24 protein-coding genes and 1 tRNA gene are annotated in these 25802 nt (G+C 48.0%); 19 read left to right on the forward strand and 6 right to left on the reverse strand.

What is annotated here, in order from left to right:
* Positions 1–53: 53 nt before the first annotated feature.
* The gene (gene nadE / locus QU605_RS13750) at positions 54–851 is read right to left on the reverse strand and encodes an NAD(+) synthase (RefSeq protein WP_289725895.1); all 798 of its coding nucleotides are present in this window, start codon (positions 849–851) and stop codon (positions 54–56) included.
* A gap of 125 nt (positions 852–976) precedes the next feature.
* Between nadE and gldB the strand changes: the two genes are divergently transcribed.
* From gldB to QU605_RS13765, 3 genes are read left to right on the forward strand one after another with little or no spacing between them, the layout of a single operon-like run.
* Positions 977–1912 carry a gliding motility lipoprotein GldB gene (gene gldB / locus QU605_RS13755; protein ID WP_492008285.1) on the forward strand — a complete coding sequence of 312 codons (936 nt, stop codon included), beginning with the start codon at positions 977–979 and terminating at the stop codon, positions 1910–1912.
* A gap of 1 nt (position 1913) precedes the next feature.
* On the forward strand, positions 1914–2261 hold the full coding sequence (gldC, locus tag QU605_RS13760) for a gliding motility protein GldC (RefSeq protein ID WP_289725897.1): 348 nt from the start codon (positions 1914–1916) through the stop codon (positions 2259–2261).
* Positions 2262–2311: 50 nt separating this feature from the next.
* On the forward strand, positions 2312–3631 hold the full coding sequence (locus tag QU605_RS13765; RefSeq protein WP_289725898.1) for an ATP-dependent 6-phosphofructokinase: 1320 nt from the start codon (positions 2312–2314) through the stop codon (positions 3629–3631).
* On the opposite strand, the gene glgP is transcribed toward QU605_RS13765, so the two are convergent.
* From glgP to QU605_RS13780, 3 genes are all read right to left on the reverse strand, one after another.
* Positions 3628–5277 carry an alpha-glucan family phosphorylase gene (gene glgP, locus QU605_RS13770; protein ID WP_289725899.1) on the reverse strand — a complete coding sequence of 550 codons (1650 nt, stop codon included), beginning with the start codon at positions 5275–5277 and terminating at the stop codon, positions 3628–3630. The genes QU605_RS13765 and glgP overlap by 4 nt on opposite strands.
* A gap of 160 nt (positions 5278–5437) precedes the next feature.
* Positions 5438–6217: a universal stress protein gene (locus tag QU605_RS13775; protein WP_289725900.1), complete on the reverse strand. Its 780-nt coding sequence runs from the start codon at positions 6215–6217 to the stop codon at positions 5438–5440.
* Positions 6218–6319: 102 nt separating this feature from the next.
* Positions 6320–7033 (reverse strand): pirin family protein, encoded by a 714-nt coding sequence (locus QU605_RS13780; RefSeq protein ID WP_289725901.1) that lies wholly within the window; start codon positions 7031–7033, stop codon positions 6320–6322.
* Between the two features lie 228 nt (positions 7034–7261).
* Here QU605_RS13780 and QU605_RS13785 point away from each other — a divergent pair, with 228 nt between their 5' ends.
* Positions 7262–7663 (forward strand): GTPase, encoded by a 402-nt coding sequence (locus tag QU605_RS13785; protein WP_289725902.1) that lies wholly within the window; start codon positions 7262–7264, stop codon positions 7661–7663.
* 78 nt (positions 7664–7741) lie between these two features.
* On the opposite strand, the gene yihA is transcribed toward QU605_RS13785, so the two are convergent.
* Both yihA and QU605_RS13795 read right to left on the reverse strand, forming a co-directional pair.
* Positions 7742–8362 carry a ribosome biogenesis GTP-binding protein YihA/YsxC gene (gene yihA, locus QU605_RS13790; RefSeq protein ID WP_289725903.1) on the reverse strand — a complete coding sequence of 207 codons (621 nt, stop codon included), beginning with the start codon at positions 8360–8362 and terminating at the stop codon, positions 7742–7744.
* Positions 8363–8421: 59 nt separating this feature from the next.
* Positions 8422–9186 (reverse strand): alpha/beta fold hydrolase, encoded by a 765-nt coding sequence (locus QU605_RS13795; protein ID WP_289725922.1) that lies wholly within the window; start codon positions 9184–9186, stop codon positions 8422–8424.
* Positions 9187–9454: 268 nt separating this feature from the next.
* On the opposite strand from QU605_RS13795, the gene mraZ reads away from it, so the two are divergent.
* The 15 genes from mraZ (at position 9455) to QU605_RS13870 (ending at position 25582) form a co-directional block, all read left to right on the forward strand.
* On the forward strand, positions 9455–9919 hold the full coding sequence (gene mraZ / locus QU605_RS13800) for a division/cell wall cluster transcriptional repressor MraZ (RefSeq protein WP_289725904.1): 465 nt from the start codon (positions 9455–9457) through the stop codon (positions 9917–9919).
* Positions 9900–10823, forward strand: a complete 924-nt coding sequence (gene rsmH / locus QU605_RS13805; RefSeq protein ID WP_289725923.1) for a 16S rRNA (cytosine(1402)-N(4))-methyltransferase RsmH — start codon at positions 9900–9902, stop codon at positions 10821–10823. Before mraZ ends, rsmH begins: the two co-directional genes overlap by 20 nt.
* 3 nt (positions 10824–10826) lie before the next feature.
* Positions 10827–11147 (forward strand): FtsL-like putative cell division protein, encoded by a 321-nt coding sequence (locus QU605_RS13810; protein WP_289725905.1) that lies wholly within the window; start codon positions 10827–10829, stop codon positions 11145–11147.
* 2 nt (positions 11148–11149) lie between these two features.
* A complete protein-coding gene (locus tag QU605_RS13815; RefSeq protein WP_289725906.1) occupies positions 11150–13156 on the forward strand; it encodes a penicillin-binding protein in 2007 nt (668 codons plus the stop codon).
* Complete coding sequence (locus QU605_RS13820) at positions 13153–14622, forward strand: UDP-N-acetylmuramoyl-L-alanyl-D-glutamate--2,6-diaminopimelate ligase (protein ID WP_289725907.1); 1470 nt, start codon at positions 13153–13155, stop codon at positions 14620–14622. The genes QU605_RS13815 and QU605_RS13820 overlap by 4 nt, the downstream gene beginning before the upstream one ends.
* Before the next feature lie 34 nt (positions 14623–14656).
* Positions 14657–15877 (forward strand): phospho-N-acetylmuramoyl-pentapeptide-transferase, encoded by a 1221-nt coding sequence (mraY, locus tag QU605_RS13825; protein WP_289725908.1) that lies wholly within the window; start codon positions 14657–14659, stop codon positions 15875–15877.
* On the forward strand, positions 15877–17217 hold the full coding sequence (gene murD, locus QU605_RS13830; protein ID WP_289725909.1) for a UDP-N-acetylmuramoyl-L-alanine--D-glutamate ligase: 1341 nt from the start codon (positions 15877–15879) through the stop codon (positions 17215–17217). Before mraY ends, murD begins: the two co-directional genes overlap by 1 nt.
* Positions 17218–17219: 2 nt before the next feature.
* Positions 17220–18419, forward strand: coding sequence for an FtsW/RodA/SpoVE family cell cycle protein (locus QU605_RS13835; RefSeq protein WP_289725910.1), 1200 nt, complete (start codon positions 17220–17222; stop codon positions 18417–18419).
* On the forward strand, positions 18406–19509 hold the full coding sequence (murG, locus tag QU605_RS13840) for an undecaprenyldiphospho-muramoylpentapeptide beta-N-acetylglucosaminyltransferase (protein WP_289725911.1): 1104 nt from the start codon (positions 18406–18408) through the stop codon (positions 19507–19509). The genes QU605_RS13835 and murG overlap by 14 nt, the downstream gene beginning before the upstream one ends.
* On the forward strand, positions 19506–20852 hold the full coding sequence (locus tag QU605_RS13845; protein ID WP_289725912.1) for a UDP-N-acetylmuramate--L-alanine ligase: 1347 nt from the start codon (positions 19506–19508) through the stop codon (positions 20850–20852). The genes murG and QU605_RS13845 overlap by 4 nt, the downstream gene beginning before the upstream one ends.
* The gene (locus tag QU605_RS13850; RefSeq protein WP_289725913.1) at positions 20842–21561 is read left to right on the forward strand and encodes a cell division protein FtsQ/DivIB; all 720 of its coding nucleotides are present in this window, start codon (positions 20842–20844) and stop codon (positions 21559–21561) included. The genes QU605_RS13845 and QU605_RS13850 overlap by 11 nt, the downstream gene beginning before the upstream one ends.
* Before the next feature lie 6 nt (positions 21562–21567).
* Positions 21568–22902 (forward strand): cell division protein FtsA, encoded by a 1335-nt coding sequence (ftsA, locus tag QU605_RS13855; protein WP_289725914.1) that lies wholly within the window; start codon positions 21568–21570, stop codon positions 22900–22902.
* Positions 22903–22952: 50 nt separating this feature from the next.
* Positions 22953–24878, forward strand: coding sequence for a cell division protein FtsZ (gene ftsZ, locus QU605_RS13860; RefSeq protein ID WP_289725915.1), 1926 nt, complete (start codon positions 22953–22955; stop codon positions 24876–24878).
* Between the two features lie 88 nt (positions 24879–24966).
* The gene (locus QU605_RS13865) at positions 24967–25419 is read left to right on the forward strand and encodes a GatB/YqeY domain-containing protein (protein ID WP_289725916.1); all 453 of its coding nucleotides are present in this window, start codon (positions 24967–24969) and stop codon (positions 25417–25419) included.
* A gap of 89 nt (positions 25420–25508) precedes the next feature.
* Positions 25509–25582 (forward strand) — tRNA-Arg (locus QU605_RS13870).
* Positions 25583–25802: the final 220 nt, after the last annotated feature.

Consider the following 25802-nt stretch of genomic DNA (forward strand, 5'->3'; position numbering starts at 1 on the left):
CCGATGTGATGGAAAAGGACCTTTATTTTTCGAGATAATGACCTGATTGTTAGCTAAGAGGTAGATTTCAGGGAATCCGGGATTGTGCAGACCGGGATGGGAAGCATTTTATGCCGATTAACGGTATTGAATTTTTTATAGATTTTAAAGACTTCCTGTTCGCGACCTGTAAAATCTGAAGCGTTTTTACCCCTGGAATCCATTTCCATGGCCCATTCCAATTCGGGATAGGAGGCACCAATCTGGTCCTCGTCGGTGCGATCGTCCCCCCAGAGCCCGTCGGTAGGTGGCGCCTGAAGGATGTCTTCGCCCACTCCCAGGAATTCTGCAAGTTGGTATACTTCTGTTTTCATCAGGTCGGCGATGGGGCTGAGATCAACACCTCCGTCCCCATATTTGGTATAGAAACCTACCCCGAAGTCTTCTACCTTATTTCCGGTGCCCGCCACTAACAGACCCTGCAGGGCAGCGAAGTAATACAGGGAAGTCATCCGGAGCCGGGCCCGTGTATTGGCGAGGGACATCAAACGGTCCTCTTCGTTATCCACGGGAGGGAAGGCCGCTATCAGATTATCGAAGACCGGTGTCAGGTCTATCCACTCTGATCTCACATTGGGATAGTGCTGCTTCAGCCAGAAAATGTGGTTTGCCGCCCGTGTGATCTGGTATCGCGACTGGTGAATCGGCATTTCAAGACAAAGAAGCTCCAGGCCGGTGCGGGCACATAAAGTAGAGGTCAGTGCTGAGTCAATCCCTCCCGAAACCCCGATGACAAAACCCTTCATCCCTGCATCCTCAGCATAGGTTTTGAGCCAGTCTACAATATGGTTAATCACTTTTTCTGTATGCATAGGTGTTCGGATTGAATTGGAAAAAGGGTAACTTTGCCCTTGTAAAAATAGCATCTGATCCCTTAAATAAGAAAGACTTGAAAGGAATTGTTGGGTCACTCCCCAAAACGACCATTGGTATTGTAATGATAATCCTGCTCATTCAATGTGCCGGACCCGAGCCTGGGATCGAAGAAGCCGTGTTAAACACACCGATTTCTCTGCAGGTCACCCGATTCGATCTCGACTTTGGAGCTTCGGCCCCGGAGGACCTTCCGCGCCTTAAGGCGGATTATCCCTACCTGTTTCCGCAACAGTTTCCGGATTCGGTTTGGATCTCCACCATGAGTGATACGCTTCAGCGACAGCTCCGGGAGGAAGTTCGGAAATCATTTTCGGATTTCAGGCCCTATGAGATGGAACTCGAACTGTACTTTAAGCATGTGGCCTACTATTTTCCTCAGGCCCCCATACCAGGGGTGCTCACCGTCACCTCAAATGTAGACTATAAGAACAGGGTTATCCTGACGGATTCCCTACTTCTCATTGGCCTGGACAACTATCTGGGCCCGGACCATCCTTTTTATGAAGGACTGCCCAATTTTGTTTCTAAAGAATTGGATCCCGCCTTTATGGTGAGTGATGTGGCCGGGGCATTCAATCAGAAAAGTGTACCACCCCCCGGAGACCGCAGTTTTATTGCTCAGATGGTATATTACGGGAAGGGGTTGTATCTAAAGGATCGCATGATGCCTTTGGCGGCGGATTCCGTCAAGATAAAGTACTCCGCTTCCGAACTGGAGTGGGCTAAAGCAAATGAGAATCAGGTCTGGCGTTATTTCATAGAGCGGGAGTTGCTCTACAGCACCGATAAAAAACTCGGGCCTCGTTTTCTGGACACGGCGCCCTTCAGTAAATTCGGACTCTTGCTGGATAATGAATCCCCGGGGCGCATCGGACAATACATGGGTTGGCAGATTGTCCGTGCCTTTATGGAGAAAAAAGAGCTTGAACTCTCAGAACTGCTGGCTTTTCCTGAAGAGGAGCTTTTTAGGGAGTCCAACTACAAACCTCAAAAATAAAATGTCAAAACAAGAACATACCTCAGAGATTACGTTAACGGTAACCCTGGATGAGAACCGGGTTCCCGAAGGACTCACATGGTCAGCCGAGGATGGGGGGATTGAAGATCAGGAGGCCAAAGCCATGCTGCTTTCTGTTTGGGATCACAAATCCAAGGAATCCCTTAAAATCGATCTTTGGACCAAAGATATGCCCCTGGACGAGATGAAGGTCTTCTTTCATCAGACCCTTGTGGCCATGTCAGATACGTTTATGAAGGCCACACAGGATGAAAAAATGACGGCCACCATGCGGGATTTTTGCGACTATTTTGCTGAAAAACTCGAGCTGGGTGGCATAAAGCCCTGATGGAGCACCTTTACCTGACGCTAACCTTCCATTCCAAAAAGAATCATCTCATGAAAACTGACCGATTTAAGATAAAGACCCTGGGACCGGCGTCGCTTACATCCCCCTTACCGCTGAGCAGTGAGAAAGGCGATAAGCTTTTTAATTTTGTCACCGATGCCCAGAAGGTACTTTTTAATCCCGGTCTTGAAGCGTATTCCCTGGGCTTGAAGGAGGGAGGCATTCCTGCTGCCGTAGAGAAGGCCGGACCCCGAAAAAAAATCTTTTTTGACCCGGCCAAAACGACGGCTGCGATTGTTACCTGTGGAGGATTGTGTCCCGGAATCAACAACGTAATCCGCAGTCTGGTAATGGGGCTCCACTATTTTTACGGAGTGCCGAGAATTATAGGGATTCCGTATGGATATCAGGGTCTTGGACCTGATAATCCGCATCCATATCACGATCTAAACCCGGATAAGGTCAGGGATATACATCAATTTGGAGGTACGATCCTCGGTTCTTCCAGGGGAGGCCAGAAAGCCTCCGATATTGTCGATTCGCTTGTGCGGATGAACATTGACATGCTTTTTACAATCGGTGGTGACGGCACGTTAAAGGGATGTGAGGCTATTGGACAGGAAGTTGAAAAGCGCGGCCTGGATATTTCGGTGATTGGAATTCCCAAAACTATTGACAACGATATCGATCTAATCGATAAATCCTTTGGCTTTGAAACGGCCTTTGATGTGGCATCACCTATAATCAGGGATGCCCATAATGAGGCTAAAGGGGCCTATAATGGGATTGCTATTGTAAAATTAATGGGGAGGGACAGTGGTTTTATTGCGGCATCTGCCTCTATGGCCATGCCCGAGGTCAATTTCCTGTTGGTGCCCGAATTGCCTTTTCAACTGGAAGGGAAGGACGGGTTCCTGAATTTATTGAAGCGCCGGCTAAAGGCCAAACAACATGCCGTTATTGTGGTTGCCGAGGGGGCCGGACAGCATTTGTTTGAATCCGATTCTGAGATCAGGGATGCCTCGGGAAACATCAAGCACAAGGATATTGGCGTTTTGCTCAAGGAGCGGATCGACGCCTATTTTAAAGCCGAGCAGACAGAGGTCACCATCAAGTATATCGACCCGAGTTACATTATTCGATCTGCCCCGGCCAATGCCAGTGATAGTATTTTCTGCAATCGACTGGCCTATCAGGCTGTGCATGGGGCCATGGCGGGCAAAACCCGGTTTGTGGTTGGCCTGCTCAACAACCAGTTGGTCTACCTCCCGATAGATGAAGTGGTCATGCGAAGAAAGAAGATCGATCTTGAGGGCGAATTCTGGTTCGCTGCCCTTCAGAGTACAGGACAACCTTTTAACATGGGTTAATCGCTGTAGAGCGTGTTGTAGTACTGGTCTGCCATGCGATGGCTTGAAAAATCAGGGTTTACTGCCGTTATTCCATTAAATACGCGCTGCATCCACTGTGTTTTGTCTGTATAGTACATCGGCATGACCTCATTTTCAAGTAGCTCATACAAATGACGGCTGTCCAGTTCGTCCTGTACGGAAATGGGCTGGCCCGGATCTACTTCGGGAAGAACAAATGAGTTCTTGTTTTTATCCGCAAATTCAGGTATCCAGCCATCGTTGACCGTCAGGTTTACAGTCCCGTTCATGGCGGCAGTCATCCCGCTGGTCCCCGAGGCTTCCCGCGTAATCCTTGGGGTATTGAGCCACACATCCGAACCGCATTTCAGCAGACGGGACAGGGCAATTTCATAGCCTGTCAGCACGGCCAGGTTCGGAAAGCCTTTACTAACCTCAACGAGTCGATTAAAGGTATTGATGGCGTTGAAGTCTTTGGGATAGGGTTTTCCGGCCCATATTATTTGTACGGCTTGTCCCTTCCGACGGATTAATTCAACAAATCTTGGGAAATCATGGAGCAGCAGGTCCGGTCTCTTATAGGCCGCAAAGCGCCGTGCCCATACAATGGTCAGAACCTCCGGATCGAAAAGCTTTCCGGTCTGGTCGAGCACTTCTTTGAATAACTGGGTTTTCAGCTCCTTTTTCCTTTTTTGAAAGGATGCCGCCTTTTTTTGTTGGAAGGCTTTGCCGAGCGCAGGATCCGTCCAAAATCCCGGATGTTGCGCATTGGTAATATGTGTGATCTTCTGATCCAGACCAAACGACTGCCACATCCCCCGGGCCACCTGGCCATGCAGCCTTGAAACGGCATTGGCCTTGTTTGAAAGCCGGAGGGCAGCCACGGTATAATTCAGGCCTTCCCCAACCAATTCTTTCTGGAGCTCAGGACCCGCAAGGGTGCGGCCAAAGAATCCGCGGGAATTCAAATGATACCCATTCCGCACTACGTTACCCGCCTGCACCGGAGTATGTGTGGTAAAAACAAACCTGGAAGGATCGACTCCTTCATTTTTGAGGTGGTAAAAGGCCGGGAGGGCATGGCCTTCATTGAGATGGTACTTATCAGCCCCGCCCAGGGCCTGGACGACTTTGGCTCCTCCAATCCCAAGGACAATATTCTGGGAGATGCGGGTCTCGTCATTTGAGTCATAGAGGTTATCCGTAATGGTTTGTGAGAGGTAATCGTTCTCAGGGAGGTCCGTGGATAGAAGGTAGAGTGGCACAGTGCCAAATATCTCTGGTTTGAGCACATAGGCCCTGACGCGAACATCCGGATTATCATTAATAGTTATCCGCACCTCGATTCCCGTATCTTCCAGAAAGTTATAGCGTTTTTCACTCCTTCGGGCCACCATACTCTGATCTTCAGCACGTCCCTGGTCGTAGTACCCATATTTCCAGAGCATGCCGATTCCGATCATATTTTGCTTCAGGTCAAATGCCGATCTGAGGTGGGATCCCGCAAGGAAACCAAGTCCTCCGGAATAAATTTTTAACCCCTGATCAATTCCAAATTCCATACTGAAATAGGCGACCCGCTTGTTGTATTTCCGAGCGGGTTTGTAGGGGTGGTGCCAGGAGGCATATTGAGATGAAGGGTTCATAGGGTAAATAGGTTTTTTAACCAGGGGGCAAAGTACATAATATTTGGGATCCCTGAATTTCTCGCCTGTTCAAAAAAATGTATCCGATAAAACAAGGGATTGGGATCCGTACGATTGATTCGGGCAGAACGCAGCACCCAAATTGAGGAATTAGAGGTTTCTAGTGTTCGATTGTGAGCAGGGGAGTTGAGGATTGTTGGGCCAGAATACGGGTAAGACGTCCCTCTGAAGGCGTTCCTTTTTTTACGTGTTTGTTGGGTAAAATCGTAACCAAGTCAATATCGTGGGCGTCTACGTAGTCAAAAATTCCTGCAACCACATCTTCATTCTTGATATAGACATGATGGGAATAAAATGATTCCAGATAGTATTCCAAAAGGTGTTCATTCCGCTCTTCCGGTTCCGTGTACCCAAAATGATCAGATTCCGAGGCAATGGTCAGTACGGTTACCGAAGCATTAAAACGTCGGGCAATCTGCAAAAGGGTGTGAAGCAAATTCGGATCATCGATTTCATTGGAACCCAGGACCAATGCAATCCGGCCTAATTTAAACTCCTCCTCTGTCCCTGAAGGAACCACAAGCACGGGAAACATTGCCTTTAAAACCAATTCTGCAGTTTTTGTATTGGCATCAGCCTTGCTGGAACCCTCAGTGCCCATGATCACCATATCCGCCTTTTCTTCTGTACATTTCTCCAGTAACCCGTCAACAGAGCCTGGGATGAGCGTGGTCCATGATAATTCGCCCTGGAAGATTCTTGAGATTCCGGATGAAATCCGGGTTCGCGCTTCTTCAAATCGTTCAGGGTCTTCTTGGTCTGCGATCAGACAGAACTGCAAATCGACACCGGGAAGGGAACCCGCGTAATCAATAGCATACCGCACCCCATGTTCAGATGCTTTAGAGAAATCATAGGGTACCAGGATTCTTTTATTCATGTGTTCAAGTACGTAAGGGTTAAAGACAGAGGTAAATCTAACACCTCTTTGTATGAAATGACATGATAAAACTCATTTTTTTTACCCTTAACCGCTGATTATTCAATTGGACATCGGTACTTCAATCAGCAATACCCTGCTGTCTTCCTCGAAGGCAAATTCAAGAGTTTCGGCATCCCAAATACCAAGGGCGTCTCTTCGATTAAGGGTTTCATCTGCCATTCTGAGCCTGCCTTCCAATAGAAAAACATATACCCCGTTTCCCGGTTCGCGGATTTTGTATGTCGTTGAAGTTGTGCCCTGAAAATCTCCCATATGGAACCAGGTATCCTGGTATACCCATAAGCCCTTGTGCTTTCCTTCCGGGCCAAGTATTGTATGCCAGGTTTTTTTGAGATCCTCAGGGTTAAGGGAAACTTGATCGTATCTGGGGGTAACATTGACCTTATTTGGCACAATCCAGATCTGTAAAAAAGCGACTTCCCGGTCTTTGTTTTTGTTGTACTCACTGTGGCTGACTCCGGTTCCAGCACTCATTACCTGTACATCGCCTTCCCGGATTACGGTAGTGTTTCCCATACTGTCTTTATGTTCGAGATCCCCTTGGAGTGGAATGGAAATAATCTCCATATTTCGGTGCGGATGTGTGCCGAATCCCATACCCGGGGCAACACGATCGTCATTCAGTACGCGAAGTGTCCCGAATTGCATTCTCTCTGGATTGTAGTAATTTGCAAAACTAAAGCTGTGGTAACTTTCAAGCCATCCATGGTTCGCATGGCCCCTATCACCTGATCTTTGAAGCATTTTTTTCATATGATGTGGGTCTAATTGACGGACAAGATACAAATCCGGCATGCGATTTGGTTATAAGGAAAGGTTAAAGGGAGCTGCCTGCAGTAGGAAGGGAATTGAGGATGCAATGCTGCAAGTGGGTTGCAAACTGGAGATCGTGTTTGATGGGGAATTCCCCTCCCTCCCCAAGCCTAAGGTATTACCCTTGGCTGCATTAACCTATCAGCGGGATTTGTTAAGAAAAATAAGATGCAACAAAGGCCTTCAGACATTGAAAAGAATCACCCGGAAGGCAGCCTGGTTTTTGTCTGGAATGCGGACGCCGGGATCCTCAATGCGGTAAAGGATAGCCTTCATAAATGGATTAGCCCCGAAACCTATTCCTGTCGCCTCTGTGAATTAACACATGGATTTGCAAAGGAAAAAAAAGCATGGAGGACGTTTTTGGACTCCGTTGGAAAACCCGTCTTTTTCTACTATCGGGATACTTTTGATCAGACGGGCATTTCAGGTGACTTTCCCTATGCCTTCCCTCTTGTTTTGGAACGAAACAAGAGTCAGTGGAAGAAATTACTTGGCCCTGACCAATTTGTTGAAATTACAACGCTTGAAGGGTTAATCCGCGCACTGGAACAAAACCTTAGATCGTAATGCAGTCAGAGTAGCAGGAATGTGAAAGGAAATTGCGTGAACAGATGTTATCTTGAATTAAGGGGTGGGGGGTACCCCCTAAAACCTGGATTGCGAAGCCCGAAACCCTTCATTAATTTCCCCTATATACTTCAACAATTCCTCTCCACCCAGTGTTTTGGAAGATGATGTGACAAAATGCGGGGGTACCTCTACCCAGCCGGCGGCCTGCATTTCTCCGAAATACATCTTAATGGCCTCATCCCTTGCGCCTGGTTTCAGTTTATCAGCCTTTGTAAAGACTAAGGCAAAGGGGATCCCTTTGGAATTGAGCCATTCCATGAATTCCAAATCAATAGGAAGGGGGGCATGGCGAATATCGATAAGAAGGAAGGCATTCAGGAGTTGGCTCCTTTGGGTAAAATAGCGGGTGATGAATTTCTGGAAGCGCGCTTTATCTTTTTTTGAGGTTCGCGCATATCCATATCCGGGTAAGTCGACCAAAAACCAGTTGTCATTGATTTTGAAATGATTGATCAACTGGGTTTTACCCGGACGGCCAGAGGTTTTTGCCAACCCTTTACGCTGGGTGAGCATATTGATCAGGGAAGACTTCCCTACATTGGAACGCCCGATAAATGCGTATTCTGGTAAGGGCTCCGAAGGGCACTTTCCCACGTCTGTATTGCTGCAAAGAAATTCTGCTGAGGTTATTTTCATACTGCATTACCTTAGGAACCGGTTGGTGTTACCAGGTGTATTGATCGTAGATAACCCCTCTAGAAACCGCGTTGCTGTAACCAGGCATGCAGAATCGTATTGAATTCTCCCGGATGCTCCATCATGGGAGCGTGGCCGCATTTGGGTATCCAGAACAAATCGGAATCCGGAAGTAACTCATGGAATTCTTCCGCTACATTTGGAGGGGTTACGGAGTCGTTTTCACCCCATATAATACAGGTTGGGGTATTCATTTTCGGAAGGTCCTTGGCCATATTATGGCGAATAGCGCTCTTGGCAATCGAAAGGGTTTTAACCAGTTTCATCCGGTCGTTGACGGTTTCAAAAACTTCGTCGACTATTTCTTTGGTGGCAACCTCGGGATTGTAAAAAACATCCTGTGCCTTCTTCTTGATGAATTCGTAATCCCCACGTTTCGGATATCCATCGCCCATAGCACTTTCGTACAATCCGGAGCTCCCTGTAATTACAAGGGCTTTGACCATCTCAGGATAAAGCTTGGTATGTAATAAGCCAATATGCCCCCCCAGGGAATTCCCCAACAGGATTACATTTTCCAACCCTTTAAATTCGATAAAACGCTCCAGGTACTTGGCAAAACTTTTGACATTGGTCTTCAGGAGCGGCATCCCGTATATCGGAAGCTCGGGAACCAAAACCTTATATCCTTTTTCAGGAAAGTAGTCTGTAACGCCGTGAAAGTTACTGAGGCCTCCCATTAAACCGTGTAAGATGATCAGTGGAGTACCTTCACCAGTTTCGATATACCGGTAATTTCCTTCTTTCTTAATCTGATTTCCCATGGGGTCTCTGCCTGCTTTTTCGTTGGCAAATATAGACATTTCCCCCTAATGGCACTCCTTAGGGTCATGCATCATTTGGGTATTGCGGTAGGACATTTAAGTAGCGATTTACCTGTGAAGGGTTTCTGAGGTCAATGTGATTTTAACAAAGAAGAAGGGGAAACGGGCTATATGGGGTGAAATTTGTCAACAAAGTGGTAGTTTGTGGTAAAATGTGGTAATAATTTCTATATATTTGAGTTTTAATTAACAAATCAACCAGCCTTCTGTGACCTCTATTATAGGTACATATGAGTGTAAAGCCGATGCCAAGGGCCGCGTTATGCTGCCTGTTGCCCTGAAGAACCAGATGGTTCCCTTCATGAATCAGGGGTTTGTAATCAAGCGTTCGGTTTTCCAGCCTTGTCTGGAACTCTATCCAATGTCGGAGTGGGATGGTTTGATGACACAATTGAACCGTAAGAACCGGTTCAAGAAAAAGAATAATGATTTTATCAGGCGATTTACCGCAGGAGTAAAAATTGTGGAAATCGACGCTACCGGACGACTGCTGATACCCAAAAACCTGATAGCTGTTGCGGGTATTGGACGAGAAGTGGTGCTGAGCTCGGCGATTAATATCATCGAAATCTGGGATAAAGAGGCGTATGAGCAGGTGCTGGAGGAAACGGCTTCTGATTTTGCAGATCTCGCTGAAGAGGTGATGGGGGATGATGGAGACTCCGTATCATAGACCGGTATTACTGCATCAAACCGTTGAAGGCCTCGCGGTCGTTGAAAACGGTATTTATGTGGACGTCACCTTTGGAGGTGGCGGGCACAGTATGGAGATATTGAAAAGATTGGGGCCGGAAGGCAGGCTTTTTGCCTTTGACCAGGATGAAGCGGCCCTTGCGAATAAACCTGACGATAGCCGTTTTGAATTAATCAGTGCGAATTTCAGGTATATACGACAGTATTTGAAGTTCTATGGCATTTTGAAAGTTGATGGAATCCTGGGGGATTTCGGAGTCTCCTCCCACCAGTTTGATCAGGCGGAGCGCGGCTTTTCCACCCGTTTTAACGCAAACCTGGATATGCGGATGAATCAAAAGGAGTCCCTCTCTGCGAAGGAGATGGTCAATACCTATTCCGAGGCGCGAATCCGGGAGGTGTTATCCAGATATGGAGAACTCAAGCGATCCCCGGCAATAGCCCGGGCAATCACAGCATCCAGAGCGGAAAAACCCATTGAAACCACCGAGGAACTGAATGCAATTCTTCGTCCTTTTTTACAGCGAGGGAAGGAGCATAAAGGACTGGCTCAGGCCTATCAGGCGATTCGGATAGAGGTGAACCAGGAATTGATCGCGCTTCAGGAACTGCTGATGCAGTCTGTTGAATTGTTGCGCTACGGAGGTCGCCTGAGTCTGATTAGTTACCATTCCCTGGAGGATCGGTTGGTTAAGCGTTTCATCCGGAGCGGAAATTTTGAAGGTGTGGTTGAAAAAGATTTCTATGGAAACCCACTTGCACCTTTTAAAGCAATAGGCAAACCGGTTACCCCATCAGCTGAAGAAGTCAGCGCCAACCCCCGAGCTCGTAGTGCACGGTTGCGGGTTGCGGAAAGAATAGAAGTTAACACTAAAAACCAGTAAGGAATGAAAAAGAGTCTGGTATCCTTGCTTAAGGGGCGGTTTTTGGTCAGTGGAGACGCTCCCAAGAACTGGCTTTTCATCGTTTTTGCCTCCCTTCTGGCAACGGTAATGATTGCCAGTTCACATTCGGCGGACCGAAAAGTACACGAAATAGCTGCCTTAAACGAGGAAGTTAAACAATTGAGAAGCGAGTTTGTGGAGGTGCGCTCTAAAGTGCAGCGTCTGAAATTGGAATCCACCATACGGGAATCTGTTTATGCGGACGGACTCCTGCCCGCGGAATCGCCACCTGTAAAAATAATCGTAGCCAAAACTGAACCCTGAACGTGTCCTTTACCTCAAAACACATATTGATTCGATTGTATCTGGTTTCCGGAGGGATGTTTCTATTCGCAGTTGCCGTAATGGTTAAGCTGATTGACATACAAACGGCAGACGGCGATAAGTACAGAGAACTGGCCATGAAACGGACAGAAAAAATGTTCACCATTGAGCCTACCCGGGGGAACTTATATTCAAATGACGGGAGTCTGCTGGCAACCTCGGTTTCCCGATACACCATTCGGTTTGATGCTGTAACGGTTTCGGCCCCGGATTTTGAAGCCGGGGTAGGTCCGCTGTCCAGAGAGCTCTCAGAATTGCTTGGAAAACCGGCTTCTCATTATGAGAAAATATTGCGGAAGGCACGGGCTTCCAAAGACCGTTATGCTTTGATTGCCAGAAATCTGGACTACTCCCAGTATATGGCCGTACAGGAATTTCCACTTTTTAAACTGGGGCCGTATAAGGGTGGAATGATCTCCGAACAGAAAATCGTGCGGGAGCATCCCCTGGGTAAAATTGCCGAGCGTAGCGTGGGTTATGAGCGATTTGATGAGAACGGTTACGCTACCCGAGTTGGGCTTGAAGGGGCCTTCGGAAGGTACTTAAGGGGAATTGAAGGCAAACGCCTCAAACAAAAAATTGCCAAAGGACAATGGAAGCCCATTGGTCTGGACAATATCATTGAGCCTCAGGACGGGTACGATGTGATTTCAACCATCGATATCAACATACAGGATATCGCCCACCATGCGCTCCTCGGCCAGCTCGAACACTACAAAGCAGAACACGGGACGGTTATCGTGATGGAGACGGCTACAGGTGAGATCAAAGCGATTAGTAATCTGGGTCGTACCGATGAGGATACCTACTACGAAAGACTGAACTATGCCATTGGGGAGTCCCATGAGCCCGGTTCAACCTTTAAACTAATGTCCCTGGTGGCTGCCATGGAAGATGGCAAGCTGGATACCAGTACGGTAGTGGATACAGAGAAGGGGACCTGGAAGATTTACGATCGGGTCGTACGGGATTCCCGTCGCGGCGGATATGGAAAAATAAGTGTGGGCAAGGCATTCGAGGTTTCTTCAAACACTGCTTTTGCCAAAATGATCCACGAAAATTACAAGGACGATCCCAGTGCATTTACCGATCGACTTAAGTCCATGGGTCTGGATAAGGAGCTCGGCATGCCTATAAAGGGAGAGGGTAAACCTGTATTAAGGAGTCCGGGTGATAAGGGATGGTCGGGAATTTCGCTCGCATGGATGTCACATGGATACGAAGTTTCCCTGACGCCTTTGCAGACACTCGCCTTTTACAATGCCATTGCGAATAACGGGGAGCTCGTGCGGCCGAGACTTATAAAGGAGGTACGCGAATGGAACCGCACGGTTGCCCATTTTGATAAGGATGTCCTCAATCCTGAAATTTGTTCTCAGGCCACTGTAAAAAAGGTGCAGCAGTTGCTCAGGAATGTCGTAGCGAGTCCGGAGGGGACAGGTCATGGCCTGGAATCCCCCTTTTTGACCCTGGCAGGAAAGACCGGTACGGCTCAAAAGAATTACGCCTCGAAAGATCCTGATAAACTGGGCTATATTTCTACTTTCGCCGGTTACTTCCCGGCTGACAAACCCGAGTATTCCTGTATTGTAGTGATTCACGAACCGGACAAGAGTGTCGGCTACTACGGGGCAGATGTCGCAGGTCCTGTCTTCAGATCAGTAGCCCGGAAGATTACCTCTAATAAACCGGTCGAAACCAAGCTGAAAAGCCTTGCAATCTCTTCTTCGGTTCTTGAAAAATCCTATTCAGGGTATTACGAATTATCTCAGGAGCCCTTTGAAGCGGTTCCCGATTTAAGAGGCATGAGCGGAATGGACGCAGTATCCCTGCTGGAAAATCTCGGGGTTGAAGTGGAAATTCGCGGGAATGGAAAGGTGAAGAAACAATCTGTTTCCAAAGGAACAGACTTGAAGAAAGTCAAAAAAATTGTACTGGAACTCTCATGAAACAGCTTAAAGACTTGTTGTTTGGGGTTTCTATTTCTGCCGTAAGCGGTTCGACTGCCATTGCGGTTGGCGATCTGTGTTTTGACTCGAGGAAAGTAGGTGAAGGGGACGTGTTTATAGCCATAAAGGGCGTTGAGGCCGACGGCCATCGTTTTGTGGATGGAGCAACCCGGAAAGGGGCCAAAGCAGTGGTGTGTGAAACCATGCCGGAAACCCTGAATGATGGGGTGACCTATGTGCAGGTATCCGATAGTCAGCAGGCCCTGGCAATTATGGCTTCAAACTTCTACGGCAATCCCTCAAAAAACCTCCGACTGGTCGGGGTAACCGGTACCAATGGCAAGACTACGGTCAGTACACTCCTTTACCATCTTTTTAAGACTGCGGGTTATAAAGTTGGTCTTATCAGCACCATTCGGATCATGGTGGATGATACCGAATACGAAACAAACCTGACCACCCCGGATGCCCTGACGATTAACCGGCATTTATCGCTGATGAATCAGGACGGAGTAGAGTTCTGTTTTATGGAGGTGAGTTCTCATGGCATTGCGCAGCGAAGAGCAGAGGGTCTGCGCTTTGAAGGTGCAGTATTCACGAACCTCACCCACGATCATCTGGACTACCACAAGACCTTTGCGGCTTACCGGGATACCAAGAAAAAGCTATTTGACGGCTTGCCTAAAACCGCATTTGCCCTCACGAATTCGGACGATAAGAACGGCCTGGTGATGATTCAGAATACACAGGCGCGCAAATATACCTATGCACTGAAGACTTATGGGGATTTCAGGGCGCAGATTCTCGAACAGCAGCTGGATGGCCAATTGCTCAAGATTGAGGAACACGAAGTCTGGACAAAGCTCATCGGAGCTTTTAACGCCTACAACGTCCTTGCTATTTACGCTACGGCTAGTCTCCTGGGGCTGGAGTCTATGGAAATCCTGCAGGGAATCAGTCAACTGCGCAATGTAGATGGACGGTTTCAGCATTTTGTATCAAAAAAAAGAATTACGGCAATTGTCGATTATGCCCACACGCCGGACGCACTTAAAAATGTGTTGACAACAATCAACGCATTGAGGACTGGAAATGAAAACGTCATCACCGTAGTGGGGTGTGGTGGTGATCGTGACAAGTCTAAGCGTCCGGTAATGGGGCATATTGCCTCACAAATGAGTAATACGGCACTATTCACTTCAGATAATCCAAGATCGGAGAATCCGGGAGTAATAATCCGTGAGATGGAAGCTGGGGTGGAGGCTCAAAACCTTCGAAAAATCGTGTCCATAGAGGATCGCCGGCAGGCGATACGCACGGCTTGCAAACTGGCCAACCCGGGCGATATTATTCTCATTGCGGGAAAAGGCCATGAAACCTATCAGGAGGTCAATGGCGTTCGAAAAGCGTTTGACGATTACAAGATCGTCAGGGAAGAATTGGAAAAACAAGAGGCAAACGCCTGATAGGCGGTGCCAATAATTTATAACAAAAGGTCAGATGTTATACTACCTGTTTGAGTATTTGGAAAACCAGTACCAGTTTCCTGGGGCTTCGCTCTTCCAGTTTCTCACTTTTCGTGCGGCTATGTCTGTGCTGTTATCCCTTGTTTTGGCTACCGTATATGGGAAGCAGATTATTACTATGCTTCAGCGAAAGCAGGTTGGGGAGACCGTTCGGGACCTGGGGCTGGAAGGTCAGCAGGAAAAGGCCGGGACCCCGACTATGGGTGGTATTATTATCATTTTCGCCACCCTTATTCCCGTACTCCTCTTTGCGCGTTTAGATAATATATATGTGATTCTCCTTATCGTGAGCATGCTTTGGATGGGGATAATTGGCTTTATCGATGACTACATCAAAATCTTTAAAAAGAACAAGGAGGGGCTCAAGGGCAGGTTTAAGGTGCTCGGGCAGGTAGTGCTGGGCTTTATCGTTGGGGCCACCCTTTATTTTCACCCGGATGTTACCGTTCAGGAAAAGAACCAGACGGTCATCACTTCTGAGTTTCAGCTGGAGGAAATAAAGGGAGGTGAAGTAAAGTCCCTGATGACCAATGTGCCCTTTTTCAAGGATAATCAATTGGATTATGCCAATTGGATTGGCTGGATGGGAGAAGGGGCGAAGGACTACGCATGGCTGCTGTTTATCCCTATCGTGATTTTTATCGTGACAGCTGTTTCCAATGGAGCAAATCTCACCGATGGGATCGATGGGCTGGCGGCCGGATCCTCGGCAATCATCGTCCTTACCCTTGGGATTTTTGCCTGGGTTTCGGGAAATGTAATTTTTTCAGATTACCTCGATATATTCTTTATCCCCCGGGCAGGTGAGATGGTTGTTTTTATAACCGCTTTTGTCGGGGCACTCATTGGATTTCTATGGTATAACGCCTATCCCGCCCAGGTTTTTATGGGGGATACAGGTAGCCTGGCAATCGGCGGTGTTATCGCGGTAATCGCGCTGATTGTGCGAAAGGAGTTACTCATCCCCATCCTGTGTGGGATCTTCTTCGCCGAATCCCTGTCTGTCATGATTCAGGTATCTTATTTCAAGTATACCAAAAGAAAATTCGGTGAGGGAAAGCGCATTTTCCTGATGTCCCCCCTGCATCACCATTACCAGAAAAAAGGGTATCACGAAAGTAAGATCGTAACCCGCTTCTGGATTGTTGGAATACTGTTGGCCATCATCACTATTGTGACACTGAAAATCCGGTAATGCACAAAGGCAGGCTAGCAATTCTTGGGGGAGGCGAAAGCGGAATTGGGGCTGCGGTCCTTGGGAAGAATAAGGGGTACGAGGTCTTTGTTTCTGACTTTGGCCACGTACAGGAGAAGTACAAAAATGTTCTTATACAGAATGAAATTGAGTGGGAAGAAGGCGGACATTCCGAAGCGCGTTTGCTGACTGCTGCTTTATGTGTTAAAAGCCCGGGTATACCAGATAGTGCTCCTATTGTGGTTCGCATGAGGGAGTCGGAGATTCCGGTTATCTCAGAAATTGAATTTGGCAGTTGGTTTACCCCTGCAAAACTAATCGCGATCACGGGAAGCAATGGCAAGACGACAACGGCTATGCTCACCCACCACCTGCTTAAGGAAGGCGGACTGGATGTGGGTCTTGCAGGTAATATCGGGGATAGTTTTGCACTGCAGGTGGTGCGCGAGCCCCGGGAGTATTACGTGCTGGAGGTGAGTAGTTTCCAGTTGGACGGGATTCAGGATTTTCATCCGCACATCTCGGTCATAACCAATATCACCCCCGATCATTTGGATCGGTATGAGAACCGGATGGAATATTATACCCGCTCAAAGCTCCGGATTTTTGAAAACCAGACGGAGACGGATCATTTTATCTATGATCTGGATGACCCGGTACTGGCCCGTGAAATCCGACCGGAGTCTATGCGGCCTCAGGCCTGGCCGCTGTCCCTGGAAAAACCGCTTGAAAAAGGCGGCATGCTGAATAAGAATCAAATTGAAATACGAACGGATACTAAATTATTGAAAATGAACACGGATTCCCTCGCCCTCGAAGGGCTACACAACGTAAAGAATACCATGGCTGCAGCCACTGTAGCCCAATTGCTGGGTATACGCAAAGAGACCATTCGTCAAAGTGTGGCTAATTTCCAGGGGGCACCACACCGTCTGGAAAAGGTGCTCAAAATTCAGCACGTACAATACATAAACGATTCAAAGGCTACGAATGTGAATGCCACCTATTACGCCCTCGAGAGCATGAAGAATCCGACGGTTTGGATCGTCGGTGGGGTTGATAAAGGGAATGACTACCGCTCCCTTTTGCCTTTGGTCCGGGAGAAGGTCAAGGCCATCATCTGTCTGGGAGTAGACAATACCCCAATTATGGAAGCTTTCGGAAATGTTGTGGATCTGATGGTAGAGACTTACGGGATGACAGAGGCTGTGAAGATTGCCTATAAAATTGCAAAACGGGGAGACACTGTTTTACTTTCACCTGCCTGTGCGAGTTTTGATCTTTTCGAGAATTACGAAGACCGGGGTGACCAATTCAAAGCCGCTGTAAAGTCCTTGTAAAGATGAAACGATTTCTGCAACATCTGGAAGGAGATAAAGCCATTTGGGCCGTAGTGGCCCTGTTGGCCCTGTTTTCCTTTTTACCGGTGTACAGTGCGAGCAGTAATTTGGTCTACGTCGTCGGCAACGGAACAACCATAGGACATTTGCTAAAGCACGGGATGTTGTTGATACTCGGTTTTGGTATTATTTATGGGATGCACAAGATTCCCACGCATTACTACAAGGGTTTATCTATAATCGCACTTCCGGTGGTGATCCTGTTGCTGATTTATACCCTGGCCCAGGGGACGACCATTGAAGGCGCAAATGCGAGCAGGTGGATTCGGCTTCCGTTTGTAGGAATCACCTTTCAAACTTCAAACCTGGCAGCTGTTGTACTTATGGTATACGTAGCCCGGTATCTTTCTAAAATACGCGACCGCAAGATCACTTTCAAAGAGAGCATACTTCCCCTGTGGCTCCCAGTTTCGGTGATTCTCCTGCTGATACTCCCTGCAAACTTTTCAACAGCTGCGATCCTGTTCGTCATGATACTGACCCTCTGTTTTCTCGGGGGGTACCCCTTGAAATATCTTGTCGGGATGGTAGCTTCGGGTATCACCTTTCTCGCTCTTTTTATCCTTGTAGCCAAAGCGATTCCGGATGTCTTTCCAAACCGGGTGGATACCTGGATGAACCGGGTGGAGCACTTCTGGGACGGGGAGGATGGTGTCGGGGATTATCAGATTGAAAAGGCAAAAATAGCCATTGCCAGTGGCGGCGTGATGGGCAATGGGGCCGGTAAAAGCGTAATGAAGCATTTTCTGCCACAGAGTTCTTCCGACTTTATCTATGCCATAATCATCGAGGAATACGGTCTGGTAGGAGGATTTTCACTCATGTTTCTCTACCTCTTACTCCTGTTTCGAATAGTAGTCGTCGCCAATGCAAATACCTCTGTCTTTGGAAAACTGGTGGTTATGGGTGTCGGCCTGCCTATTATTTTTCAGGCCCTTATAAATATGGCAGTTGCCGTTGAGTTATTCCCGGTAACCGGACAGACCCTTCCCCTAATCAGTAGTGGGGGTACCTCCATATGGATGACCTGTATGGCGATTGGGGTTGTCTTGAGTTCAAGCAGAAACCCGAGAATGGAAGAGATTGTAACAGATAAAAACAATGAGGAGCATCCTCTGGAAATACTGAGTGGACAACTATAGGTTCTTACTCTCCGGGGGTGGTACCGGAGGACATATATATCCGGCTGTAGCTATAGCCGATGAACTTAAGCGGAGGTATCCGGAAGCTGAGTTCCTCTTCGTGGGGGCGAGCGACAGGATGGAGATGGAAAAAGTTCCTCAGGCCGGATATCAGATCAAAGGATTGTGGATAAGTGGACTGGAGCGAAAACTAACTTTAAAAAACCTGCTTTTTCCTGTGAAATTGCTGGTTAGCCTGATGAAAGCAAATGCGATCATAAATGATTTTAAACCAGACCTGGTTATTGGAACCGGGGGTTTTGCCAGTGGGCCAACACTGCGGATGGCTTCCCTAAGGGGTATCCCCTGCGTACTTCAGGAGCAGAATTCCTATGCGGGGATCACCAACAAATGGCTGGCGGACAAAGTCGTACGGATTTTTGTAGCCTACGAGGGGATGCAGCGCTTTTTCCCGGGGGATAAAATCCGCCTGACCGGAAACCCCGTACGCGCAGCCTTGAGCAATCCGCTGCCCGATAGCAAACAGGCCAAAATTGATTTAGAACTCGAGGATAACAAAAAAACCTTATTGGTCCTGGGTGGAAGCCTGGGTGCCCGCAGGATCAATCAGCTGATCGAAGCCGAACTCCAATTTTTAGGGGATCTTGGATTTCAGATCCTATGGCAATGTGGGAAAGGCTACTATGATGCCTATGGCAAGTACAACGGTCCAGGGGTTCGGGTAATCCCGTTTATCAAAGATATGGGGGCCGCTTTTGCTGCGGCAGACCTGATCATTTCCCGGGCGGGAGCCGGGTCGGTCTCCGAGCTGGCATTGGTGGGCGCCCCGGTGCTCTTTATCCCATCTCCGAACGTGGCCGAAGATCATCAGCGAAAAAATGCAGAGGCGATCGCTTCCAAGAACGCCGCAGTCGTGTTGTTGGAATCCGAATTGAAACATTCGTTTGAAAAAACGGTGCAAGAATTGGTCGGGAATCCTTCCAAGATGCAATCCCTGGGAGCAAATTTCAAGGAACTGGCAAGGCCGGGGGCAACGGGTGAAATTGTAGATGAAATTCAAGAGATCCTCAATAAAAACCAGGCGGAATGAATACGATTCATCGGGTATACTTTATCGGGGCAGGCGGCATTGGTATGTCGGCCCTGGTACGGTATTTTATCTATCTCGGAAAAGAAGTTGCCGGGTATGATAAAACCCGTACACCCCTTACGGATGTCCTGGTATCCGAAGGGGCCGCCCTGCATTATGAAGATTCCATAGATCTTATACCCGCTGCCTTCCGAAACCCTGAGGGGACACTGGTGGTTTACACCCCCGCGGTACCAAATACCCATAAGCAACTGAACTATTTCCGGCAGGGGGATTTCCAAATTAAAAAGAGGGCAGAGGTTCTGGGCCTGATCAGCAGGAACAGCCGGTGTTTGGCGGTTGCCGGCACACATGGGAAAACAACGACATCCTGTATTCTCGCCCATCTGCTCCATGAGGCGGGTATTGGGTTTACGGCCTTTTTAGGAGGCGTCTCCGAAGACTTCGGCAGTAATTTTGTCCTCGAGGGAACGGAGTTTTCGGTGGTAGAAGCCGATGAGTACGACCGTTCATTCCTATGGCTTGCCCCAGAGGTGGCTTGTGTGACTTCCATGGATGCAGATCATTTGGATATTTATGGGTCGGGGGAGCAGTTACAAGCTTCTTTCCGGGAGTTCACCACAAAATTGATTCCAGGGGGAACCCTGCTCGTGCGCAATGGCTTGCCCCTTTCAGGTTTGAGATACGGTATTGAGGATGATTCGGAGTACTGCATCCGCAACCTACGACAGGAAGAAGGGGGCTATCTCTTTGAGATTCATACCCCTGAGCAGGTTTTTAAGCAGGTGCGTTTTAACAAACCCGGCCACCATAATCTGTTAAATGGCCTGGCAGCTTTTGCCATGGCCATGCAAATCACCTCCCTTTCCGAAGATCTTATCAGGGGGTTGGCAACTTTTAAAGGAGTGGAGCGGCGGTTCTCAATTGTACTCAAGGGAGAAGGTCAGGTATATATCGATGACTACGCCCACCATCCAACCGAAATCGATGCGGTTTACGAGGCATTGCGGGAGCAATATCCATCAAGTGAGATTTTAGCCATTTTTCAGCCGCACCTCTTTTCAAGGACGCGGGATTTCGGACCTGAGTTTGCCAAAAGCCTCTCGCGGTTCGACGAGGTCTGGCTACTGGATATCTATCCGGCCCGTGAAATGCCTATTGCAGGCATCGATTCGCAATGGCTATTGGAGAAGATTCAAAATCCGAATAAAAAAATGATTTCTAAAACTGAGTTGATCTTCGAAATCACAGAGCGGAAACCTCAGGTTCTCGTCACTATGGGTGCCGGGGATATCGGTCAGGAAGTCCACGTAATTAAAAAAGCTTTACGAGATGCGAGTTAACTGGAACACTTTAAAATTATTAGGCTTAATAGCCTGTACAACAGGATTATACGCTTTTTCTGAGGTTCGTAATTCTAAACGAAACATAAAAGATGTGCGCATTGCCTTTGAAGCGGGGGATAATTATTATCTGACAGAAAGTACGGTTAATAAATTGTTAATACAAAATTATGGCCCCCTCCGTAATATGCCCAAAGAAGGGGTAGTTTTGAATACTATAGAATCGGTTCTGCAGACCAGTGATATGGTAAAAAACGCCCAAGTATATCTTACTGTTGATGGTAACCTTTATACGAAAATTACGCAACGGCAACCTATCGGTCGTGTAGCTGGAGCGCATCCGTTTTACCTGGATGACGAGGGCCTGAAAATGCCCTTATCCCCTAGTCACTCTGCACGAGTCCCTATTATTACGGGGAAAATCACAGGCAGTACCCTTGAGGATGCCTATGTGATTTTAAAGTTTATCAATCAGGATCCGTTTCTGAGTAAGAATGTGATTGGAATCCATATCGAAGGGGAATCCGATTACCACCTGAAATTCCGCATGGAGCATTTTTTGGTGCGCCTTGGGGATGTCTCAGACCTGGATGAAAAGTTTAAAAATTTTAAGGCTTTCTACGCCCAGGCCGCTCAGGAGAATACCCTGTTGTCCTACCAGGTAGTGAGTCTCGAATTCGATAACCAGGTAGTTTGTACTAAAATTTAATTCGGAATGGAGCAAAAGAATTATTCAGTTGGTCTCGATATCGGTACCACCAAAATTGTCGCCATCATCGGCACGGAGAATGAATACGGAAAGATCGAGGTACTCGGTATCGGCCGATCCCGGAGCCTTGGGGTGCACCGTGGGGTTGTAAATAACATCACCCAAACGATACAGTCCATACAGCAGGCAGTAGACCAGGCGGTAGAGAACTCCGGGATTAAAATCGATTCGGTTACCGTTGGTATCGCCGGACAACATATCCGTTCCCTGCAGCACAGCGACTACATCACAAGACCCAATCCCGAGGAGGTCATTGGAGAGGAGGACCTGGAGAAACTTTGCAATCAGGTGTATAAACTCGTCATGCTTCCCGGGGAGGAGATCATTCACGTGCTTCCCCAGGAACACAAGGTAGACGGGCAGGCCGAAATCAAACAGCCCATCGGGATGTACGGAGGACGCCTTGAAGCCAATTTCCATGTGGTCGTCGGTCAGGTATCTTCCATTAAGAATATCGGTCGGTGTATTAAGAGTGCCGGCCTTGACCTGGACAACATTACCCTGGAGCCACTTGCTTCTGCCAATGCGGTGCTCAGCCAGGAGGAAAAAGAAGCCGGGGTGGCCCTGATAGATATAGGGGGTGGAACTACCGACCTGGCGATCTTTAAAGATGGAATTATCCGGCATACGGCTGTGATTCCATTTGGTGGCAATGTCATTACTGAGGACATTAAAGAGGGCTGTTCGATCATTGAGAAGCAGGCCGAACTGCTCAAATTGAAATTTGGCTCAGCCTGGCCCGGGGAGAACAAGGACAACGAAATCGTCTCTATTCCCGGACTGCGCGGAAGGGAGCCCAAAGAAATTACCCTTAAGAACCTATCCAAAATAATCCATGCCCGGGTGGTTGAGATCATCGAACAGGTTTATCTCGAGATCAAGAACTACGGTCATGAGGAACAGAAGAAAAAACTTATCGCAGGTATTGTACTCACCGGGGGAGGTAGTCAGTTAAAGCACCTCAAGCAACTTGTAGAGTACATCACTGGAATGGATACGCGGATAGGTTATCCGAATGAGCACCTGGCAGGCGATTCTGATCAGGAGATTGCAAGCCCCACCTACGCCACTGCTGTCGGGCTGCTCATGAATTCGGTTGAGACCAAATACCGCAATGACAAGCGAAAAGAAACTGAAGAACCCTTGAAAGGGGACGAGGAGATGGTACTGGAAGAGGTCACCGGATCCGGAAATGATGCTTCTGCCCTGGGTGCAGAACGTAAATCCGTGCTCGATCGATGGGCCGACAAGCTAAAAGAGTTTTTGGATAATGCCGAATAAGGACCCCGAGTCTGACAGGAATAACCGCTAAATGAACAAAAAAAGAACATATGGAAATGGATAACATCACCTTTGATTTACCCAAGAACCAAAGCAACGTAATCAAGGTAATCGGCGTTGGAGGAGGAGGAAGTAATGCGATTAATCACATGTTTCAGGCCGGGATTCACGGCGTGGATTTTGTGATCTGCAATACGGATGCACAGGCACTTCAGAACAGCGCTGTACCCAATAAAATTCAGCTCGGCGTAACCCTTACCGAAGGGTTGGGTGCCGGTGCAAATCCCGAAGTAGGGGAGCAGGCGGCACTGGAGAGTATGGAAGAGGTCAAACAAATGCTGTCCACAAACACAAAAATGGTCTTTGTCACTGCCGGCATGGGCGGGGGCACGGGAACGGGTGCAGCACCTGTAATCGCGCGGCAGGCCAAAGAAATGGATGTTCTCACCGTTGGGATCGTGACGATGCCCTTTCAGTTTGAAGGCAAAACGCGATGCCAACAGGCGCAAAAAGGAATCGAAAAACTGCGGAACAACGTGGATTCCCTGATCGTAATTAACAATAATAAATTGCGTGAAGTCTATGGGAACCTGGGCTTCAAGGCCGGTTTTGCCAAGGCCGATGAAGTGTTGGCTACAGCTGCAAGGGGAATAGCAGAGGTTATTACACACCACTTCACCCAGAATATTGACCTTAGAGATGCCAAAACGGTCCTTTCAAATAGCGGTACAGCCATCATGGGATCATCCATGGCATCAGGTTCTTCCAGGGCACAGGAGGCGATAGCCAAGGCGCTCGACTCCCCACTATTGAACGACAATAAAATCAAGGGCGCGAAAAACGTATTGCTCCTTATTGTTTCGGGATCTCAGGAGATCACCATTGACGAAATTGGCGAGATTAACGACCATATTCAGGTTGAGGCCGGGCACAGTGCCAATATCATTATGGGAGTAGGAGAGGATGAGAACCTCGGGGAAGCCATTGCCGTTACCGTGATTGCCACTGGATTTAACGTAGACCAGCAGGACGAAATCGTCAATACCGAATCCAAAAAGATCATTCACACCCTGGAGGATGAGCAAAAGGCCCAACAGGACCTCAGCGAACAAAAGGTGATTCACACCCTTGAAATGGATGAGGATATTCCGGAAATTGTTCAGGAAGAAATTCAGGGGCCACCTGAGATGGATCTGGTAGAGACTACGCAGTTCATTCGGAACTTCAATGTGTTTTACGAGGAAGTAGTGGAAGAGGCGATGGAAGAATCGACCGTAGAGGAGGATTTTGTTTTTGTCGAGGCCGGCGATCTCATCCGGGACATCGAGGTAGTGGATCCACAGGTAGTTACCCCAATGTCAGAGAAGGAAGACCAGTTTGCCCTGGCTTTTGATATGCCCTTAGGGCCAAAGCAGGAATCGGAAACACCGGAAGAAGAGGAACAGGAAACTGTAATCACCTTTGATCTGGGAGATGATATTAACGAGATGGATGTCAGGGAACACGTGGAGATTACTCCGGTTCTCGACTATGAAAAGGAAGGGGAAACCCGTTACAGTTTGGATGAATACCTGGATCTGGAGAAAAAATTAACCGGTGCCACCTCTAAAGCCGAACACTACGACCCCAAACTCACAGGAGGGGAACTCGTTTTTGAACGAAAGGTAATTGACAGACCTGAAAATCCGGCTGCCCCGGAGACAAATGAGCCGACAGACCGCCCCATATCTGAAATTCTGAAAGAAAGAGCTGATGAAAGAAGGCGGAAACTCAAGGACTTCAATTATAAATTCCAGCATAACCGCGCCAACATTGACGAGATTGAAAAAGAACCCGCCTATAAAAGACAGGGGGTTGATCTAAACCAGAATCCCGATGGAGCGGGAAAAGTTTCGCGTACGACCCTGAGTGAAGACAGCAACGACGAACTAAGATTGCGTTCGAACAATTCCTTTCTGCACGACAATGTAGATTAAGGTAGCGGTTGGATTATCGACTCTAAACCCGGAAGGTAGCCTTTCCGGGTTTTTTTTATCTTCGTACCCCTAATTAAATACGCAGGAAATGAGTTTGCAGCAACAGGTAATGCAGGAATTGAAAACGGCCATGAAGGCTAAAGATACCGTGGCCCTTGAATCTTTAAGAGCTATAAAATCCGCTTTGTTACTCGCCAAGACCGACAAAGGCGGGGGAGGTGAAATGACGGAGTCCGAAGAGATAGCCCTGGTTCAGAAACTGGTCAAACAACGCAAAGACAGCGCGGCAATTTATACCGAGCAGGGGCGTGATGACCTGGCCGCACCAGAACTGGCGCAGATTGCAGTTTTAGAGCGATTCCTGCCTGAGCAGTTATCCGAAGCAGAAGTTTTAAAGGAAGTTCAGGAGGCCATCCAAAGCCTTGGCGCAACTTCCATGAAGGATATGGGCCGTGTGATGGGTGTTTTGTCCGGGAAACTCGGCGGAAAAGCAGATGGAAAAACCATTGCGAACCTGGTGCGTCAGGAATTGAATAAATAGGACAGGGGCCTTGTGAATCCCGGATGAAACCAATTGTCCCGGGTTCCTTTTTGACTCACATTTTTTGATTAAATTGCGCCCCACTTAACGGCCGCGTAGTTCAACTGGATAGAATATCAGATTTCGGCTCTGAGGGTTGGGGGTTCGAATCCTCCCGCGGTCACTACAAGCACAAACCCGGCAACCAAAGTTGCCGGGTTTTTTGTTCCCCGAAGCCAGCCAAGCTTGCTTGAGCCTGGCGTAAGGGGAACAAAAAACCACATGGCCTCAAGGCCATGCTGGGTTTGTATTTGCAAAGGGGAGCGCTGTGAGGATCATGAGCCCGTTAGGGCGAGTAATCCTCCGTTAGCCTTAGCAGTTTGGTTTGTTACTGGAATTTGCAA

It is taken from the genome of Robiginitalea aurantiaca, assembly GCF_030380815.1.
Lineage (GTDB): Bacteria > Bacteroidota > Bacteroidia > Flavobacteriales > Flavobacteriaceae > Robiginitalea > Robiginitalea aurantiaca.

What these genes read in the sequence shown, in the direction of transcription:
- nadE (WP_289725895.1), bottom strand. Translation starts at nt 851, where the DNA reads ATGCATACAGAAAAAGTGATTAACCATATTGTAGACTGGCTCAAAACC.
- gldB (WP_492008285.1), top strand. Translation starts at nt 977, where the DNA reads ATGATAATCCTGCTCATTCAATGTGCCGGACCCGAGCCTGGGATCGAA.
- gldC (WP_289725897.1), top strand. Translation starts at nt 1,914, where the DNA reads ATGTCAAAACAAGAACATACCTCAGAGATTACGTTAACGGTAACCCTG.
- QU605_RS13765 (WP_289725898.1), top strand. Translation starts at nt 2,312, where the DNA reads ATGAAAACTGACCGATTTAAGATAAAGACCCTGGGACCGGCGTCGCTT.
- glgP (WP_289725899.1), bottom strand. Translation starts at nt 5,277, where the DNA reads ATGAACCCTTCATCTCAATATGCCTCCTGGCACCACCCCTACAAACCC.
- QU605_RS13775 (WP_289725900.1), bottom strand. Translation starts at nt 6,217, where the DNA reads ATGAATAAAAGAATCCTGGTACCCTATGATTTCTCTAAAGCATCTGAA.
- QU605_RS13780 (WP_289725901.1), bottom strand. Translation starts at nt 7,033, where the DNA reads ATGAAAAAAATGCTTCAAAGATCAGGTGATAGGGGCCATGCGAACCAT.
- QU605_RS13785 (WP_289725902.1), top strand. Translation starts at nt 7,262, where the DNA reads ATGCAACAAAGGCCTTCAGACATTGAAAAGAATCACCCGGAAGGCAGC.
- yihA (WP_289725903.1), bottom strand. Translation starts at nt 8,362, where the DNA reads ATGAAAATAACCTCAGCAGAATTTCTTTGCAGCAATACAGACGTGGGA.
- QU605_RS13795 (WP_289725922.1), bottom strand. Translation starts at nt 9,186, where the DNA reads ATGGGAAATCAGATTAAGAAAGAAGGAAATTACCGGTATATCGAAACT.
- rsmH (WP_289725923.1), top strand. Translation starts at nt 9,900, where the DNA reads ATGGAGACTCCGTATCATAGACCGGTATTACTGCATCAAACCGTTGAA.
- QU605_RS13810 (WP_289725905.1), top strand. Translation starts at nt 10,827, where the DNA reads ATGAAAAAGAGTCTGGTATCCTTGCTTAAGGGGCGGTTTTTGGTCAGT.
- QU605_RS13820 (WP_289725907.1), top strand. Translation starts at nt 13,153, where the DNA reads ATGAAACAGCTTAAAGACTTGTTGTTTGGGGTTTCTATTTCTGCCGTA.
- mraY (WP_289725908.1), top strand. Translation starts at nt 14,657, where the DNA reads ATGTTATACTACCTGTTTGAGTATTTGGAAAACCAGTACCAGTTTCCT.
- murD (WP_289725909.1), top strand. Translation starts at nt 15,877, where the DNA reads ATGCACAAAGGCAGGCTAGCAATTCTTGGGGGAGGCGAAAGCGGAATT.
- QU605_RS13835 (WP_289725910.1), top strand. Translation starts at nt 17,220, where the DNA reads ATGAAACGATTTCTGCAACATCTGGAAGGAGATAAAGCCATTTGGGCC.
- QU605_RS13845 (WP_289725912.1), top strand. Translation starts at nt 19,506, where the DNA reads ATGAATACGATTCATCGGGTATACTTTATCGGGGCAGGCGGCATTGGT.
- QU605_RS13850 (WP_289725913.1), top strand. Translation starts at nt 20,842, where the DNA reads ATGCGAGTTAACTGGAACACTTTAAAATTATTAGGCTTAATAGCCTGT.
- ftsA (WP_289725914.1), top strand. Translation starts at nt 21,568, where the DNA reads ATGGAGCAAAAGAATTATTCAGTTGGTCTCGATATCGGTACCACCAAA.
- ftsZ (WP_289725915.1), top strand. Translation starts at nt 22,953, where the DNA reads ATGGAAATGGATAACATCACCTTTGATTTACCCAAGAACCAAAGCAAC.
- QU605_RS13865 (WP_289725916.1), top strand. Translation starts at nt 24,967, where the DNA reads ATGAGTTTGCAGCAACAGGTAATGCAGGAATTGAAAACGGCCATGAAG.